Origin of the sequence: Sutcliffiella halmapala, from assembly GCF_050107295.1 — a bacterium.
In the GTDB taxonomy this organism is placed as follows: Bacteria; Bacillota; Bacilli; order Bacillales; family Bacillaceae_I; genus Sutcliffiella_A; species Sutcliffiella_A halmapala_A.
In genome coordinates this window covers 120,482-135,657 of the sequence record NZ_JBNIKR010000006.1, presented here as the reverse complement: position 1 = coordinate 135,657, position 15,176 = coordinate 120,482, and the positions used below count along the sequence as shown (strand labels likewise).

Annotated in this window: 17 protein-coding genes; 2 read left to right on the top strand and 15 right to left on the bottom strand. The window is 42.1% G+C overall.

What is annotated here, in order from left to right; genetic code table 11:
- Positions 1 to 3: 3 nt before the first annotated feature.
- The 6 genes from ACQCT5_RS11720 to ACQCT5_RS11695 all read right to left on the bottom strand — a co-directional run bounded on the left by ACQCT5_RS11720 (position 4) and on the right by ACQCT5_RS11695 (position 6,060).
- Positions 4 to 1,752, bottom strand: a complete 1,749-nt coding sequence (locus ACQCT5_RS11720; protein WP_499642040.1) for an ABC transporter transmembrane domain-containing protein — start codon at positions 1,750 to 1,752, stop codon at positions 4 to 6.
- A 325-nt stretch (positions 1,753 to 2,077) separates the two neighbouring features.
- Positions 2,078 to 2,299, bottom strand: a complete 222-nt coding sequence (locus ACQCT5_RS11715; RefSeq protein ID WP_224840318.1) for a YneF family protein — start codon at positions 2,297 to 2,299, stop codon at positions 2,078 to 2,080.
- A 90-nt stretch (positions 2,300 to 2,389) separates the two neighbouring features.
- Positions 2,390 to 2,821 carry a sporulation inhibitor of replication protein SirA gene (gene sirA / locus ACQCT5_RS11710; RefSeq protein WP_499642039.1) on the bottom strand — a complete coding sequence of 144 codons (432 nt, stop codon included), beginning with the start codon at positions 2,819 to 2,821 and terminating at the stop codon, positions 2,390 to 2,392.
- Between the two features lie 192 nt (positions 2,822 to 3,013).
- A complete protein-coding gene (tkt, locus tag ACQCT5_RS11705; protein ID WP_499642037.1) occupies positions 3,014 to 5,020 on the bottom strand; it encodes a transketolase in 2,007 nt (668 codons plus the stop codon).
- 90 nt (positions 5,021 to 5,110) lie between these two features.
- Complete coding sequence (locus tag ACQCT5_RS11700) at positions 5,111 to 5,341, bottom strand: DUF896 domain-containing protein (RefSeq protein WP_386637340.1); 231 nt, start codon at positions 5,339 to 5,341, stop codon at positions 5,111 to 5,113.
- A gap of 44 nt (positions 5,342 to 5,385) precedes the next feature.
- Positions 5,386 to 6,060, bottom strand: a complete 675-nt coding sequence (locus tag ACQCT5_RS11695; protein WP_499642033.1) for a YneB family resolvase-like protein — start codon at positions 6,058 to 6,060, stop codon at positions 5,386 to 5,388.
- Between the two features lie 137 nt (positions 6,061 to 6,197).
- On the opposite strand from ACQCT5_RS11695, the gene lexA reads away from it, so the two are divergent.
- Positions 6,198 to 6,815: a transcriptional repressor LexA gene (lexA, locus tag ACQCT5_RS11690; RefSeq protein ID WP_499642031.1), complete on the top strand. Its 618-nt coding sequence runs from the start codon at positions 6,198 to 6,200 to the stop codon at positions 6,813 to 6,815.
- 53 nt (positions 6,816 to 6,868) lie between these two features.
- Here lexA and ACQCT5_RS11685 read toward each other — a convergent pair whose 3' ends face one another.
- The 8 genes from ACQCT5_RS11685 to hflX form a co-directional block, all read right to left on the bottom strand.
- The gene (locus ACQCT5_RS11685; RefSeq protein ID WP_499642029.1) at positions 6,869 to 7,099 is read right to left on the bottom strand and encodes a phage holin; all 231 of its coding nucleotides are present in this window, start codon (positions 7,097 to 7,099) and stop codon (positions 6,869 to 6,871) included.
- Between the two features lie 43 nt (positions 7,100 to 7,142).
- Positions 7,143 to 7,547, bottom strand: a complete 405-nt coding sequence (locus ACQCT5_RS11680) for a hypothetical protein (RefSeq protein WP_499642027.1) — start codon at positions 7,545 to 7,547, stop codon at positions 7,143 to 7,145.
- Between the two features lie 125 nt (positions 7,548 to 7,672).
- Positions 7,673 to 8,299 carry a DUF421 domain-containing protein gene (locus tag ACQCT5_RS11675; protein ID WP_499642025.1) on the bottom strand — a complete coding sequence of 209 codons (627 nt, stop codon included), beginning with the start codon at positions 8,297 to 8,299 and terminating at the stop codon, positions 7,673 to 7,675.
- A 137-nt stretch (positions 8,300 to 8,436) separates the two neighbouring features.
- Positions 8,437 to 8,943 (bottom strand): GNAT family N-acetyltransferase, encoded by a 507-nt coding sequence (locus tag ACQCT5_RS11670; protein WP_499642023.1) that lies wholly within the window; start codon positions 8,941 to 8,943, stop codon positions 8,437 to 8,439.
- Positions 8,944 to 9,056: 113 nt separating this feature from the next.
- The gene (gene glnA / locus ACQCT5_RS11665; RefSeq protein WP_224840334.1) at positions 9,057 to 10,391 is read right to left on the bottom strand and encodes a type I glutamate--ammonia ligase; all 1,335 of its coding nucleotides are present in this window, start codon (positions 10,389 to 10,391) and stop codon (positions 9,057 to 9,059) included.
- Positions 10,392 to 10,450: 59 nt separating this feature from the next.
- Entirely contained in the window at positions 10,451 to 10,852 is a 402-nt protein-coding gene (locus tag ACQCT5_RS11660) for a MerR family transcriptional regulator (protein ID WP_499642021.1), read from the bottom strand.
- 245 nt (positions 10,853 to 11,097) lie between these two features.
- Positions 11,098 to 12,366, bottom strand: coding sequence for a methionine gamma-lyase family protein (locus ACQCT5_RS11655; protein ID WP_499642019.1), 1,269 nt, complete (start codon positions 12,364 to 12,366; stop codon positions 11,098 to 11,100).
- A 12-nt stretch (positions 12,367 to 12,378) separates the two neighbouring features.
- Positions 12,379 to 13,647 (bottom strand): GTPase HflX, encoded by a 1,269-nt coding sequence (gene hflX, locus ACQCT5_RS11650; RefSeq protein ID WP_499642018.1) that lies wholly within the window; start codon positions 13,645 to 13,647, stop codon positions 12,379 to 12,381.
- Positions 13,648 to 14,034: 387 nt separating this feature from the next.
- On the opposite strand from hflX, the gene ACQCT5_RS11645 reads away from it, so the two are divergent.
- Complete coding sequence (locus tag ACQCT5_RS11645) at positions 14,035 to 14,643, top strand: trimeric intracellular cation channel family protein (protein WP_499642016.1); 609 nt, start codon at positions 14,035 to 14,037, stop codon at positions 14,641 to 14,643.
- Here the strand turns inward: ACQCT5_RS11645 and ACQCT5_RS11640 are convergent.
- Entirely contained in the window at positions 14,640 to 15,167 is a 528-nt protein-coding gene (locus ACQCT5_RS11640) for a glycosyl-4,4'-diaponeurosporenoate acyltransferase CrtO family protein (RefSeq protein ID WP_499642014.1), read from the bottom strand. The two genes, ACQCT5_RS11645 and ACQCT5_RS11640, sit on opposite strands and share 4 nt — an antisense overlap.
- Positions 15,168 to 15,176 lie beyond the last annotated feature (9 nt).

Below are 15,176 nucleotides of genomic sequence, written 5' to 3'. Positions count from 1 at the left end.
CTTTTAGCCCCCATGCTCCACTAGGGATTCCAATGCCTGGCGGTGGTACATGTCACGATACCAGCCTTCTTCCTCCATCAACTCCGGATGTGTCCCACTTTGTACAATTCTTCCATCATCCATGACCAGGATCAGATGTGCATGCCCGATTGCAGATAATCGATGTGAGGTGATTATGGTTGTTTTCCCTTGGCGATTTTCTTTTAACGCATGCAAGATGCTCTCTTCCGTTTTGGCATCCACCGCAGATAGTGAGTCATCCAAAAGCAGGATTTCAGGGTCCATCAATAGCGCCCTGGCTATGGACAACCTTTGCTTCTGCCCTCCAGACAGCGATACTCCCCGCTCGCCTACCATGGTCTGATAACCGTCTGTGAACTGGATAATATCTTCATGGATGTTCGCGAGTTTTGCAGCATGAATAATTTCTTCATAGGAAGCTTCCGGAACGGCAAAAGCGATATTATCAGCAATAGTTGCAGAAAACAGGAAGTGATCCTGCGGTACATAGCCAATTGCCCTCCTTAAAGCTTCAAGAGAAAAGCTATGCGCAGAATGTCCGCCAATTGTAATGTCTCCTTCCACTCCGTTGAATTCACGGATTAACACTTTTAACAGAGAAGTTTTTCCGCTTCCGGTTTTACCCACTACCCCAAGCGTCTCCCCCTGCTTAAGCGAAAAATGAATCCCCTTCAGGAGCGGCTCCGTCTCATTAGGATAAATGAACGAATTGACATTAAAAATGATATCGCCTGATGGAACTTCGATTTTCGGATCGGCTACATCCTTTATGTCCATCTCTTCCTTTAACAGCAATGTAACTCTATCATAGGATGCCCGTCCCCGCTCCACGATGTTGAATAGCCATCCAAAAGCAAGCATCGGCCAGATCAACAGCCCAAGATACGTGGTGAAGGCAATAAGCTCCCCAATTGTCAGTTCTCCCTGCAGTACATAGTTTGACCCGAAAGCCAAAGCCAGAAAAAAGGATATTCCGATAATCAAACCAATCGTCGGATCAAACAATGAATCAATCTTTGCTACCGTAACATTTTTCTTTACAACATCTTCCGCCTGTTTTTTAAACTCCTCGATGTCTTCTTTTTCCTGACCAAACGTTTTAATTACTTTTATCCCATTGACGCTTTCCTGCACCTTATCATTCAGTGAAGAAAATGCTCCTTGAGCTTTATGGAAGGTACGATGCAGTAGCGTTCCGTAATAGTTAGTGGAAACGGCCATGAAAGGTAAAGGAATCAGGCAGATTAGGGTAAGCTTCCAGCTGATGGTCGTGGCCATTGCTATCAATACGAATCCGCCGGTCATCAGGGAGTCGACCAATGTCAGAACTCCGGCCCCTGCAGTCTGCTGAATTGCCTGCAGGTCATTTGTGGAGTGAGCCATCAGATCTCCCACTCTACGTCTTTGGTAAAAACTCGGTGACATCTTTGTAAAATGTTCATACAGATCGTTTCTCAGCAACCTTGCCAACCTGACTGAAGGACCAAAGATCAAGATTCTCCAGAGATATCTTAAAATATATACGATGACGGCCGTTCCCAAAAGGATGAGCATCAACTGCCAAATCAAGCTCCTTGTCAGTTCTCCTTCAGCAATATAGTCGACAGTCATCCCGACGATACGTGGCGGCACAAGCTCGAGTAGGGCAACAAGAGCAAGCATGAATACCCCTGGTATATAAGATTTCTTTTCCAGTTTGAAAAACCACCATAGATCTTTAAAAATACTCATCGTATTCCCCCGTTACATCTCTTACTTATCTATATTCAACTTAGATAGTTTAGCAAAAATTCTAATATTTAGGAAGATTATTTCATCTTATTTTATTCAAAAGCTCCATTAAACACCGCTATTGATTTCCGCACTAGGCGCAGCGACCCAAGGGGCGTTTGTGGAGCCTCCTCGGCAAGCCTGCGGGGTCTCCACTAAACGCAACACCCGCCGGAGTCTTCGCCTATTGCTCCAATCAATAGCTAGATTCTAAAAAAGGAAATACTTTACATTAACAAAGTTAAGCCAAAAGAAAAAGCACTCATTTGACTGAGTGCCCTATCGTTTATTTCATTTGTTGGTTGCTCATTGCTTTCATCATTTGGTTGATTTTCTTTTGGGATGGTTTCATTCCCATTTGCATCATCATCACGCGAAGCATTTGCTCGTTAATCGGCGGGTTTTTCTTCAGGTAAGTCATCATGTACTTACGAGCAATGAAAAATCCTAGTGCAACTCCAGCGATAAGTGCCAGAACTACAATCAGAATCCAAATCCAATCTGACATCTAACATTTCCTCCTCTAAACTATGTCTACCAATGTAGTGTACTAAACCAACTATCATTATACAACATTTTCCGCTAATTTCTCTATACCCTAGACATATTTTCTCTGTTTTATCGGCTGCAACCAGCCAAACCGTCCAGATTTGGTATCGATAGCGAGGAAGAAAGGAGCCTGTTTTCTAATAACTTCAAAGAACATCGCCTCTGATTCAAAAGACCCAGAGGAGGATAGCTTCAAATATTTTTCAAAAATCGACAATTTCGCTATTGATTCTCTTTTTTCTATTTTGTGCTGATAGGATTGTGACTGGTAACCTTCTATTTTTTTCATGGAAGTTTCTATCGCCTGCTGGAGGGGGAAGGTCGGTATGGGTATGGTGATGTAATCCACCTGCTGCTTCACTACATCCTGAAGTTGATCTTCTTGTTCATACTGCTGAAAAAGCTGAAATAATTTCAATTCATTGCCCGCATAATGCTTCGCAATTTCTTCCTCTATGAGATAGATCATATAATGGCGCAATCAAAACCCTCCTAACATCCTCTTTTATTTTATTATAAGGAATGATAGAGGAAAGATTTGTCTGTTGATGGAGCGGCTATTGACTACTTTTGTTGAACGGTGTCGAAAAGATTAGATTTCTCCAACATAAACTATCTTTTCTTTGAAAACTCAAAAGAGCTATGCATGTTCGCATAGCTCTTTTCCAGTATATTAATTATCCAATAGCGCCTTCACTCTCGCAACTACATTCTCAGTAGTGAAGCCATATTCCTTCATGATTCTTTCACCAGGAGCAGAAGCACCGAATGTGTTGATTGCGAGGATATCCCCTTCATCACCAGTGTAGCGTTCCCATCCAAGTGGAGTTGCCATTTCGATTCCAAGACGTTTTTTCACATTTTTTGGCAATACGGAGTTTTTGTACTCCTTGGATTGCTGCTCGAAGCGGTCCCATGATGGCATACTTACAACTGAAACATCGATGCCTTCCTGTTGAAGAGCCTGTTGTGCCTCTACAGCCAAACCGACTTCGGATCCGGTTGCCAATATTAACGCATCCGGAGTTTCCTTTTGTGCTTTTGAAATCACGTATGCACCTTTTTTCACGCCTTCTAGAGCAGTCTCGCTTGTTCCTTTGATCGTAGGAAGATTTTGACGAGTCAATACAAGCGCAGTTGGTGTTTTTTCTGATTCCATTGCCACTTTCCAAGCAGCCGCAGTTTCGTTACCGTCTGCCGGACGAATCACAGAAAGATTCGGCAGAGCTCGCAGTGATGGCAATTGTTCGATCGGCTCATGTGTCGGCCCATCTTCACCCACCGCAATACTATCATGAGTAAAGACATATGTTACAGGCAGATTTTGAAGTGCCGCCAAACGGATTGCTGGACGCAGGTAATCGGAAAATACGAAGAACGTTCCACCGTACACTTTTAGTCCGCCATGCAGTGCCATACCGTTTAACGCCGCACCCATTCCGAATTCACGTACACCGAACCAGATATTGCGCCCGCTATAGTCTTCCGCTGTGAAGTCCGCTTCGTTTTTAATATTCGTTTTATTGGAGCCCGCAAGATCGGCAGAACCTCCAAAGAAATAAGGAACTTTCTTAGCGATTGCATTCAGCACTTCACCGGAGGAAGCACGGGAAGCCAAGCTTTTTCCATCTTCGTATACTGGAATCTCAGAATCCCAGCCTTCAGGCAATTCACCTTTGATTGCCGCTTCAAGCTGTTGCCCTAACTCTGGGTATTTCGCTTTGTAGGAATCAAATAGTTCATTCCATGCCGCTTCAGCCTGTTGCCCTTTTTCCGCTACCGTTTCACGGAAATGTGTATATACTTCTTCCGGAACATGGAAATCTTGTTCAAACGTCCATTTGTATGCTTCTTTTGTTAGCTTCAGTTCATCCGCTCCAAGTGGTGCTCCGTGAACATCAGACTTACCGGAAAGATTCGGTGAACCAAATCCAATCGTCGTTTTCACTTCAATAAGTGTAGGGCGGTTTAGGTCGCTCTTTGCTTCTTCCACTGCCGCAGCAATCTCTTCCAGGTTATTGCCGTCTTCCACACGGATGACCTGCCAGCCATATCCCTTGAAACGCAATTCTACGCTTTCGGAGAAGGAACGGTCCAAATCACCGTCTAGGGAAATATCATTGGAATCATAAAGAACGATAAAACGGCCAAGCTTCAAGTGGGAAGCAAGGGATGCCGCCTCACCAGAGACACCTTCCATCAAGTCGCCGTCTCCACAAATGCTGTATGTAAAATGATTGACTAATTCCATATCTTCTTTATTATAAGTGGCTGCAAGATGACGTTCTGCCATTGCCATTCCAACACCCATCGCAATACCTTGTCCAAGTGGACCAGTTGTTGCATCTACTCCTGCAGTGTGGCCAAATTCAGGATGTCCCGGAGTTTTGCTGCCCCATTGACGGAACTCCTTCAAGTCATCCATGGATAGGTCATATCCGCCCAAGTGCAATAGGCTATATAACAGCATGGAGCCATGACCTGCAGATAATACAAAACGGTCCCTGTTGAACCAGTTCGGGTTCTTTGGATTATGGTTCATGAATTTTGTCCAAAGGGAATATCCCATAGGAGCCGCACCCATCGGCATTCCAGGGTGACCAGAGTTCGCTTTTTCGATTGCATCGATAGATAATGTACGAATTGTGTTAATGGAAAGTTGATCTATATTGTGTGTCATCAATTCCATCCTTTCTTTTTATCTGATTTTTTATTGGAAAAATTATATTTTATCATAAATAGTATGTTCCAATGTTCTGAAAAAAAGCGATTAATGCTTTAAATTCTTTTTTGTTTCCTTCAGCTTCTCTGGTGTAACGTCATTGCCCTCCGGATCTACAATGGTGACGGATTGGAGCGTGTTATCCATAGAAGCACGAAAAGTCTTGATATATTCTTCGCGAAGCTTTTTTTGCTCAGCAGCTTCTTCCATTGAAAGACCTTCTGCTTTGGACTTCTTCGATAATGCATTAATTCTTGCGATCTTTTCTTTTGATAGCATGTAAAAACCTTCTTTCATCCTAGTTAACATATGCTTTAATCTTACTAGAGGGAATCTTTTTTTACAAGCAAACCGCCGTCCTTCTCATCCATATACTCCTTATAGCGCCTATGGACAGTCGCCTTGGAGACATCATACCCAAGCCCTCTTAGTGTAGCCGCAATCTCATGGAAGGTCAGCTTGTTGTTACGGAGCCTTGCAATTTCCTCCACTGGAACATCAAGTTTTTCGCGGCCCGGGCTCGAATTCAGGTTGGAAAGATTCTTGGATGGATCATATCCATTCCGGACTGCCCGCTGCATCCCCCTTTTAATTTTCAGGTTATGCAATTTACGTTGGTATTCCTCCACAATCCCTACTATATCCAAGACCATGGAATCTGAATCCGACAGCGACACCTCCCCATTGTCTGTGATGGTGAATATCTTCACCTTATGCTTACTCAGCCAATGCAAGAATGCAATCTTGGCATTTCCGCGCCCCAAGCGTGTCTCATCCTGTATCAGGACGACATCAATTTCCTGGTTGGAGGTTATCTCGATGATCTTGAAAACCCCTTCCCTATCCAAATCGAAACCGCTAGCCTGCTCTTCTATTACTTCCACAATTTCAATGTTGTGCTTTTCGGCCAACATGAGGAGCTCTTCCTTCTGTCTTACCAGTGACGATTCCTGTGTTTCTTTCTTTGTACTCACTCGGCAATAGATGATTCCCTTCATCGTTACCACCCCTATAAATATCTAGATTACTTATTATCAAGCGAACAAATATTCCTGTCAATTATTCGAACTTATGTTTGTATTTTTAAGGTGAACATGCTATACTATTCATAATATTAATGATAGAGGTGCGGAATATGAAACTATCAAAAAGGCAACAAGATATCCTGAATTTCATTAAAAAAGAAGTACAGGAAAAAGGCTATCCCCCTTCCGTTCGTGAAATAGGAGAAGCGGTAGGACTGGCTTCGAGCTCCACAGTACACGGACATCTTGCACGTTTGGAAAGCAAAGGGCTTATCCGTCGTGACCCTACCAAGCCAAGAGCCATTGAGATCAGAGATATGGAAGACGAAATGACACCTAGAATTGCAGCTGTCAATGTACCTATTATCGGTAAAGTCACTGCTGGCCAACCTATCACTGCCATCGAGAACGTCGAAGACTATTTCCCTCTTCCTGACCGTTACGTTGCACCAGATGAGCAGGTTTTCATGCTTGAAGTTATGGGAGACAGTATGATTGAAGCTGGAATACTGGATGGTGACTATGTCATTGTTCGCCAACAACAGTCTGCCAATAATGGGGATATTGTCGTTGCGATGACTGAGGATGATGAAGCAACTGTTAAACGTTTCTTCAAGGAAAAAGACTATATCCGTCTTCAACCGGAAAATTCCACGCTTGATCCTATCATCGTTCGGAACGTGAGCATACTTGGTAAAGTGATCGGGGTTTATCGTAATATCCATTAACAGAACGCAAAAAGAGCCAACAGCATTTGTTGGCTCTTTTTGCGTTCTGTATTTTATTTGACTCTTTGTCTTGCTTTTTTCGACCAGTCATTGTCCTTCCACCAAGCAATCACCGATGCGACAATTGTCCATATTAATGTATAAAGCTGTTCCAATTGCTCGGAATTTACAGGTATCGGAGATTTGTCCATCATTACCAAAACCTGATTGACCAGTGCAAGAACTAGGAATACAATACGAAACCAAGCGCCTTTGGATATAGGTCTAATAGGTGCTTCCGACATTATTAATCCCCCTTATTAATAGAGATTCAATTCAATTAATCTTTTATCTGGGAGTAATAGGCTTGACCGTTAGAGCAAAAGAAGTAGAAGTGATAAGGCAGCCATCCAGGTCACGTTCACTCAATAGCCCCAATTGGATAGCTGATTTTATTTTTGCTTCATCAGGTTTTTTCACGACTTGAACTAATTCATTCATCTCTAATTCTTCTAATTTCCTAATGGTTGGTTCTTCGTTGTATTTCTCACTCTTCCTTACTTGCCTTTGCAGTTTAAAATTTCCCAATTGTATTTCACCCTTACCTTGAGCTCCTATCTGTTTATCAAAGTAATGATGGAACGCTTCTTTCAGTTGATTCATTTCTATTTCAATCTCTTTTTTTTTCTTGTTGTATTCGTAATATTTCTCCAGCATATCGGCAGTTAAAGACTGTTCCAAACTTTTAGACATCCCCGTGCCTCCTTAAAAGACTAGATAGTTCATCATATTTTATAAATAAAAAAATATTACTTCATTCCAATATAAAAAGTCCCCTCCTATTTTTCATAGTGGGGACACAGAGAAGCGTATCTACATTAATCCAACCATTCTGCCGGTTGGTCTTTTTGGGCATGCTTCTTTTCATTCACTTCACTGAAAAGATTACCTTCCATCTCACTTTTAGGTAGATTATTGGTGGACACTGTTGGGTCTAACATCAGTTTAATTAACTGAAGTTCCTGGTATAAAAAGGACAAGTCCTTTCGGGTAACTGGCTTTGCCTCCTCTATCAATTCATAACCAATTTGTCCGTTCGGTTCCAATGTAGCCCATTTCACATTACTGATTTTAGTAATATTTTGTTGTCTTAATTTCATTTCCAATTGATCCACTGTAAATCTGAGATTTCGTAGTGTGTTCTCCTTGATTACACCATTCTCTATGATAATTTTGGATTTCCCGGTTATTAGCTTTTCAAAGACGTCTGATTTCAACTGCAAGTATTCAATTAGTACGAGGGTTATTACCAAAATAACTCCGACACCGAATGTCGTCCAAATATTCTTTCCTGCCAATGGCTGTATCAATAAAGAGCCAATGCCGATCATAATGACTACTTGAGCAAGCGTCATTTGAGAGATTGACTTTCTACCAGCAATTCTTAAAAGAAACGTTCCAATAATAGTAGTTAATACTGCTTTCCATAACCAATCCCATTCCATTTTACCTAAACCTCCCGTTATTTAAGACAGAGCATCCTTAGCTGTTTCTATTTACTATCTACAATTTAAAGATAATTATTGGAAAATAAAAAAAGCGACTTACTTTACAGTAAAGTCACTTTTTTATAAGCTTCTATCTATTGCAAGTTCATTTCATAATAAGGTTCTTCCTGTTCGGTATCTTCAAACCATCTCGTCTCCAGATAGTGTAATCCTGCCTTCTCCAGTACCTTTAATGAACTAGTATTATTAGCATCAGCAGCTGCATGTATTTTTTTTACATTTCCATTCAGTTTAGCAAATTCCACGCAAGCTAGAGCTGCCTCTGATGCAAAACCTTTCCCCCAACTTGATTTTGAAAAGTGGTAGATTAATTCGATTTCCTCTACAGACTCCTTCACATTAAAACCTGCAGCTCCAATCGTTTTTCCTGAATTCTTCTCCACTACCGCATAGACCGATAGACCATTTTCTTCATGGCAATTACGGTACCACTCCAAAACTTTCGACAATTTATTAAATGGGGTTGCTCCTCCACAGAATTTCATTACCTCTTGATCTCCCCAAAAGTTTTTTGCTGATTCTACATCATGTTCATCAAATATTTTTAAAAATATCCTCTCCGATTTCGCAACGATTTCCATATGTACCCCCTAATTTGGAAAAAATACTTTTCTAAATTTTAGCACACATGCATGTAATAATATATGCCCCCCAAAAAACCCCTGACACCAATGGCATCAGGGGTTTGCAGGAATTAATATTGAGATAGATACTGGTCGCGTTCCCAAGGATGTACTTGCGTACGGAACATATCCCACTCTATTTCTTTCGCTTCGATGAAGTGCTCAAGCAAGTGCTCACCAAGTGCTGCTTGAATCACTTCGTTCGATTTTAATTCTTCAAGTGCAGCAGCAAGTGTTGCCGGAAGATCTGCGATTCCTGCAGCTACGCGCTCTTCTTTGTTCATTACATAGATGTTGCGGTCGATTGGTTTTGGTGCTTCCAATTTATTCTTGATTCCGTCAAGTCCAGCTTGCAATAATACCGCCATTGCAAGGTAAGGATTCGCAGCCGGGTCTACACTGCGCACTTCTACACGAGTGGAGATGCCACGTGATGCAGGGATACGAATCAATGGGCTACGGTTACGTGCAGACCATGCAACATAACAAGGAGCCTCGTATCCAGGAACAAGACGTTTGTAAGAGTTTACAGTCGGGTTGGTTACTGCTGTAAAGCTTGTAGCATGCTTAATGATACCTGCAATGAAATGTCTTGCATTATCACTTAGTTCTAAATCGCCATTCTTATCATAGAAAGCATTTTCGCCATCTTTGAATAAGGAAAGGTTACAGTGCATACCAGATCCGTTCACACCGAACAACGGCTTAGGCATGAACGTTGCATGCAATCCATGCTTGCGTGCAATCGTTTTTACAACCAGCTTGAATGTTTGAATATCATCACAAGCTGTAATTGCATCTGCATATTTGAAGTCAATTTCGTGCTGTCCAGGAGCTACTTCATGGTGGGATGCTTCGATTTCAAAGCCCATCTCCTCAAGCTCAAGAACGATATCACGACGGCAGTTTTCACCAAGGTCTGTTGGCGCTAAGTCGAAGTAACCACCTTTATCGTTTAATTCTAAAGTAGGTTCTCCTTTTTCATCTAACTTGAATAGGAAGAACTCCGGCTCTGGTCCAACGTTGAAGTTCGAAAATCCTAAGTCTTCCATCTCTTTGATCATACGTTTTAAGTTTGCACGGGGATCCCCATCGAATGGAGTTCCATCGGGATTGTAGATATCACAGATAAAACGGGCAACCTTACCTTTTTCGGAAGTCCAAGGGAATACCACGAAAGTATCCAGGTCCGGATATAGGTTCATATCTGATTCTTCAATACGTACAAATCCTTCAATGGATGAACCATCGAACATCATTTTATTGTCTAAAGCCTTTTCTAACTGACTTACAGGAATCTCCACATTCTTGATGGTACCAAGGATGTCTGTGAATTGAAGACGAATGTATTTTACGTTTTCTTCCTGAACAATGCGTTTAATATCCTCTTGCGTATACTTAGCCATTTAAGTGTTCCTCCTCAGAATTTTTACTATGTTAGTTTTTAATAAAATAACTCAAAAAATTAATGGAAAAATCGAGACATGTCTCCTTGGCGAAGACTGGTTCGATTCTGTCTTCCGGCTTGCATCATTTCTGCTCGTAATAGCTTTCGAAGTTCTTCGTCCGATAAATCAGGCTTTGCAACATTTTCGGCCACTTCAGGAGCTGGTATTGCCTGCTGATCTTTCATAGCCATCAAATGCTTGACTCCTGCTATGTTAACCTTCTGTTCAATCAGATGTTTGATCTCAAGTAGAGTATCCACATCATTGAAAGAAAAAAGGCGGCGGTTTCCTTCAGTACGTGCAGGGTGAATCAATTCATTTTCTTCATAATAACGGATTTGCCGAGCGGACAATTCCGTAAGCTGCATGACAATCCCTATTGGAAACAATGGCATTGAGCGTCTGATATTGTCACTCATTCCAAATCCTCCTTTCACTGATTCCTGTGAAGTTAACCTAAGTTTATCTCATGTTAGATAATCTGTCAAGAACATGTTAGGTTTTCTGACATAGAAATTTGAAATGGAGTAAATTATGTACGATCGAAGGATGCCCCTTATTACTATAGCCTGTCCATATTGAATGAAAACATTTAATTTCCCCTGTTTTCCGAGTCAGGTAATCAAAAATGAAAAGAGCCCTCAAAAAAGAGAGCTCTTTTCACTTAAATATCCAATAAATTCTTTCCAATGAGGTGATCGATCGCAGTACACACAGCAATCTTTACGTGCGAATATGTCAAACCACCCTGGACGTATGCAACATAAGGCGCACGAATAGGACCGTCCGCAGTAAGTTCAATGCTCGCCCCTTGAATGAAGGTCCCTGCAGCCATGATGACATCATCTTCGTATCCCGGCATATAGTTTGCATAAGGCGTGACATGCGAATTAACAGGAGATGCATATTGAATCGCCTGACAGAATGCTATCATCTTATCCTTGTCATCAAACTGGACGGATTGAATCAGATCTGTTCTTGGTGCATCCCAGCTTGGCGAAGTATTCATGCCCAGTTCCTCTAAAAATGCAGCCGTGAACATGGCACCTTTCAAAGCCTGTCCTACCACATGTGGAGCAAGGAAAAAGCCCTGATACATTTCCTGCAAACTGTAAAGGGAAGCCCCGGCTTCCGCTCCGATTCCAGGGGAGGTCATTCGATATGAGCATGCCTCAACCAATTCCTTCTTACCGACAATATAACCGCCTGTCTTGGCTATTCCGCCGCCAGGATTTTTAATGAGGGAGCCTGCGATCAAGTCAGCGCCAACGTGACAAGGTTCAAACTGCTCCACAAACTCCCCGTAGCAGTTATCGACAAACACTACCACATCCGGTTTGATTTCCTTTACAAACGCAATCATTTCCTTGATTTCTTCTATTGTAAAGGAAGGACGTGTTGCATAGCCTTTGGAGCGCTGTATCCCAATCATTTTCGTTTTCGGCGTGATGGCGTCGTTGACAGCCTCCCAATCGATTCCACGGTTATTTTTCAGATCCACCGTTTTATAGTCGATGTTGAATTCTTTCAGTGAACCTACTCCGGTTCCGCGGATGCCAACTATTTCTTCCAATGTATCATAAGGTTTCCCTGTCATATATACCAGCTCATCCCCAGGACGCAACATACCGAACAAAGCAATGGAAATGGCGTGTGTGCCGGAGATGATTTGGGGACGGACCAAGCCCGCTTCTCCACCGAACACCTCGGCATAGATTTTTTCCAATGTATCTCTTCCGTTATCATCATAGCCATAACCGGTCGTCGGAATAAAATGGGAGTCACTCACCCTGTTTTGCTGGAAACTTTGCAGAACCCTGAATTGATTGGTTTCGATATTCGAGTCCACTTGCTTAAAAAGTTCTTGAAGCTGATTTTCCACTTTTATTACTATTGGTTTAATCGCTTCCCCGTGCTGTAATAATTGAAACATGCCTAATCTCCTCTAATTTCGCTTTCTATTTTTTATCTCTGTAGACAATTTGGAGTTGTCAAAATAATACCCTTCCATCTCATAGCCATCTTTTTCGTCCACAAACTCCAATTTACGGACAATGGTCTCCTGCTTGAGCTGCGACATTAATTTCCCTTGTTCGGAGGGGACGAATATATGGTAAGAGTTCATCTCTTTAATCATCATTTTTTCAATTTTTTGTACTAAAGTATGGATATCGCTTTTATTCAAAGCACTGATATGCAGCATTTCTTCATTATAAGAAGGGACAAAGGATTCTGTCACCTGATCTTTTTTGTTGTATATGGTAAGAATCGGTATCCCATCGACACCAAGCTCCTTCAAAAGCTTATCCACTGTCTTCTCATGGTTAAGATGATCAGGACTTGAACTGTCCACGACATGCAGGATGAGGTCCGCCTCTGTCACTTCTTCCAATGTGGAACGGAATGCCGCCACCAATGACGTCGGAAGATCTTGGATGAATCCGACCGTATCTGTCAAAAGCGCCTGGAATCCAGATGGGAGATTCACTTTTCTCGTAGTTGGATCCAAAGTGGCGAAAAGTAGGTTTTCCTCAAATGCCCCCGCTTCCGTCAGACGATTGAAAATGGTGGACTTCCCTGCATTCGTATAGCCGACCAAAGAAAGCTGAAAAGCCTGATTGCGTTTCCTGCGTTCACGATATCGCTCACGATGGCTTACAATAGATGTAAGCTGCTGTTTAATATCAACAATTCTGCGATTAATGTGTCTTCTGTCGGATTCAAGCTTGGTTTCCCCAGGTCCCCTCGTACCTATTCCTCCTCCAAGTCGGGAAAGCTCCACTCCTTTCCCACTTAACCGGGGAAGAAGGTACTGCAGCTGAGCCAATTCAACCTGAAGCTTCCCTTCCTTTGACTTTGCTCTTTGTGCAAAAATGTCCAAGATCAGTTGAGTTCGATCGATGATTCTCGCGTCAAGCACTTTGGAAAGGTTTCTATTCTGACTCGGAGACAGCTCGCCATTGAAAATGATGATATCTGGCTCAAGCTCCTCCTCCAATTGGACCAGTTCTTCTATCTTGCCTTTGCCGATATAGGTGGCTGGGTGAATTCGATCCCGTTTCTGAGCGAGCGTAACGAGCACTTTTCCATTTGCCGTTTTCGTCAGGGACTCCAGCTCCTCCATTGAGTAAAGGAACGATTCTTCTTCAACATTAGGCAGTTGGCAGCCGATTAATATGACATGTTCTTTTTCTGTGTTTTGCGTCTCGTTCAAGCGCGATACCCCTTTTTCCTATAGATTAATTATATTTATATTGTCTTGAAAATGTATGTAAATAGAAAGTTTCATCTAATCATATCAAAATATCACTTATTTCTCTAATATTTCTTGTAAACTATTGATTTCCTGGTGGATTCTATATAAAATCAGGAAGGCTTTAATGTTTCTGCAAAGCTCTTTTTGTAAAGTTTGGTGCTTATGTCCGTAAAAAATCGGCTTTTGGATTTTTTATAGCATATCTCCCCATATTATTCGAAGAGTAAATAAAACTAACACACGGAAAAAGAGCACGAAAGCGAATAATATTACGTGTTTAAGTTAGATACGTCAAAAGCAACAATGTATGCGAAAACAGCCGTTTGCAAGAGAGTGAGTGATAAAATGACTTGGGAAGTCTTTAGTATCATCGGGACAATCGCCTTTGCAATAAGTGGGGCAATTGTCGCGATGGAGGAAGAATATGATATTCTCGGTGTATATATATTAGGTATTGTGACAGCATTCGGCGGTGGAGCAGTTCGTAATCTATTGATTGGTGTACCGATTTCCGCCCTTTGGGACCAAGGAATGCTGTTTCAGGTAGCACTAGTGGCGATGACTGCAGTTTTTTTGTTTCCTAACAATCTATTGCGCCATTGGAGAAAATGGGGAAACTTCTTTGATGCCATAGGATTGGCTGCTTTTGCCATCCAAGGCGCACTTTATGCAACCAATATGAACCATCCGATCAGCGCGGTTGTCGTTGCTGCAGTTTTAACAGGTAGTGGCGGCGGGATCATCCGTGATCTCCTGGCAGGCAGAAAACCCTTGGTGCTTCGAGCGGAAATATATGCTGCCTGGGCCATTCTTGCAGGGCTTGCGATAGCGTTCGGAATAACCAGTTCTCCTTGGCAACTTTATGTACTATTCGTTTTGATCGTGCTATTACGGGTTCTCTCCTACACGTACAAATGGAGACTGCCGAACCGATCTCTTCAGCAGCAACCTTAGCACTCACTGCTTGAAGAGGATGAATAATGAGAAGATGACGAAAGAATCGTCATCTTTTTTGCTTTTCCTAGAATTTTTAAAATTCGGAACCGGTTGTAGCGCTGTATGAAAAGAAATGGCAGGTTGGCAAGAATGCCATATAAAACCATCAAAACGCCCACTGACGGCGGATTCCACATAATGAACAAAACCCCTGGAAATATGGTGATAGTATGTGCTACCTCCCCTCTTTTTGTTTCCAGGATAAATTGGTGGAGGTAGAAAAATGATCTGTTGGAAAGATTTCTTTTCGAAAAGGACTCTCTGAAAATTGCAGCACCATCAGGAGCAAGGTCCTTCCACCTCTTTATCATGATCCATTTATAGAATGTGCTTTCCCAAGACTTTTCCTCAAACCATTCACGCTCCTCTTTCAGCCACCAACCGGGTATCCGATTGCAAAGGTATGCACCTCCAAGGTGAATAATAAGCCAAGCCACTATATTTACCAATGTTCCCTCCAAAGCAGATAATTGAGCAAGCATTTCCGACAT

What these genes read in the sequence shown, in the direction of transcription:
- ACQCT5_RS11700 (WP_386637340.1), bottom strand. Translation starts at nt 5,341, where the DNA reads ATGCTATCAAAAGAAAAGATCGCAAGAATTAATGCATTATCGAAGAAG.
- ACQCT5_RS11645 (WP_499642016.1), top strand. Translation starts at nt 14,035, where the DNA reads ATGACTTGGGAAGTCTTTAGTATCATCGGGACAATCGCCTTTGCAATA.
- ACQCT5_RS11680 (WP_499642027.1), bottom strand. Translation starts at nt 7,547, where the DNA reads ATGTCTAAAAGTTTGGAACAGTCTTTAACTGCCGATATGCTGGAGAAA.
- ACQCT5_RS11720 (WP_499642040.1), bottom strand. Translation starts at nt 1,752, where the DNA reads ATGAGTATTTTTAAAGATCTATGGTGGTTTTTCAAACTGGAAAAGAAA.
- ACQCT5_RS11670 (WP_499642023.1), bottom strand. Translation starts at nt 8,943, where the DNA reads ATGGAAATCGTTGCGAAATCGGAGAGGATATTTTTAAAAATATTTGAT.
- ACQCT5_RS11685 (WP_499642029.1), bottom strand. Translation starts at nt 7,099, where the DNA reads ATGTCGGAAGCACCTATTAGACCTATATCCAAAGGCGCTTGGTTTCGT.
- ACQCT5_RS11640 (WP_499642014.1), bottom strand. Translation starts at nt 15,167, where the DNA reads ATGCTTGCTCAATTATCTGCTTTGGAGGGAACATTGGTAAATATAGTG.
- ACQCT5_RS11695 (WP_499642033.1), bottom strand. Translation starts at nt 6,060, where the DNA reads ATGAAGGGAATCATCTATTGCCGAGTGAGTACAAAGAAAGAAACACAG.
- ACQCT5_RS11660 (WP_499642021.1), bottom strand. Translation starts at nt 10,852, where the DNA reads ATGAGTGACAATATCAGACGCTCAATGCCATTGTTTCCAATAGGGATT.
- glnA (WP_224840334.1), bottom strand. Translation starts at nt 10,391, where the DNA reads ATGGCTAAGTATACGCAAGAGGATATTAAACGCATTGTTCAGGAAGAA.
- ACQCT5_RS11715 (WP_224840318.1), bottom strand. Translation starts at nt 2,299, where the DNA reads ATGTCAGATTGGATTTGGATTCTGATTGTAGTTCTGGCACTTATCGCT.
- ACQCT5_RS11675 (WP_499642025.1), bottom strand. Translation starts at nt 8,299, where the DNA reads ATGGAATGGGATTGGTTATGGAAAGCAGTATTAACTACTATTATTGGA.
- lexA (WP_499642031.1), top strand. Translation starts at nt 6,198, where the DNA reads ATGAAACTATCAAAAAGGCAACAAGATATCCTGAATTTCATTAAAAAA.
- ACQCT5_RS11655 (WP_499642019.1), bottom strand. Translation starts at nt 12,366, where the DNA reads ATGTTTCAATTATTACAGCACGGGGAAGCGATTAAACCAATAGTAATA.
- tkt (WP_499642037.1), bottom strand. Translation starts at nt 5,020, where the DNA reads ATGACACACAATATAGATCAACTTTCCATTAACACAATTCGTACATTA.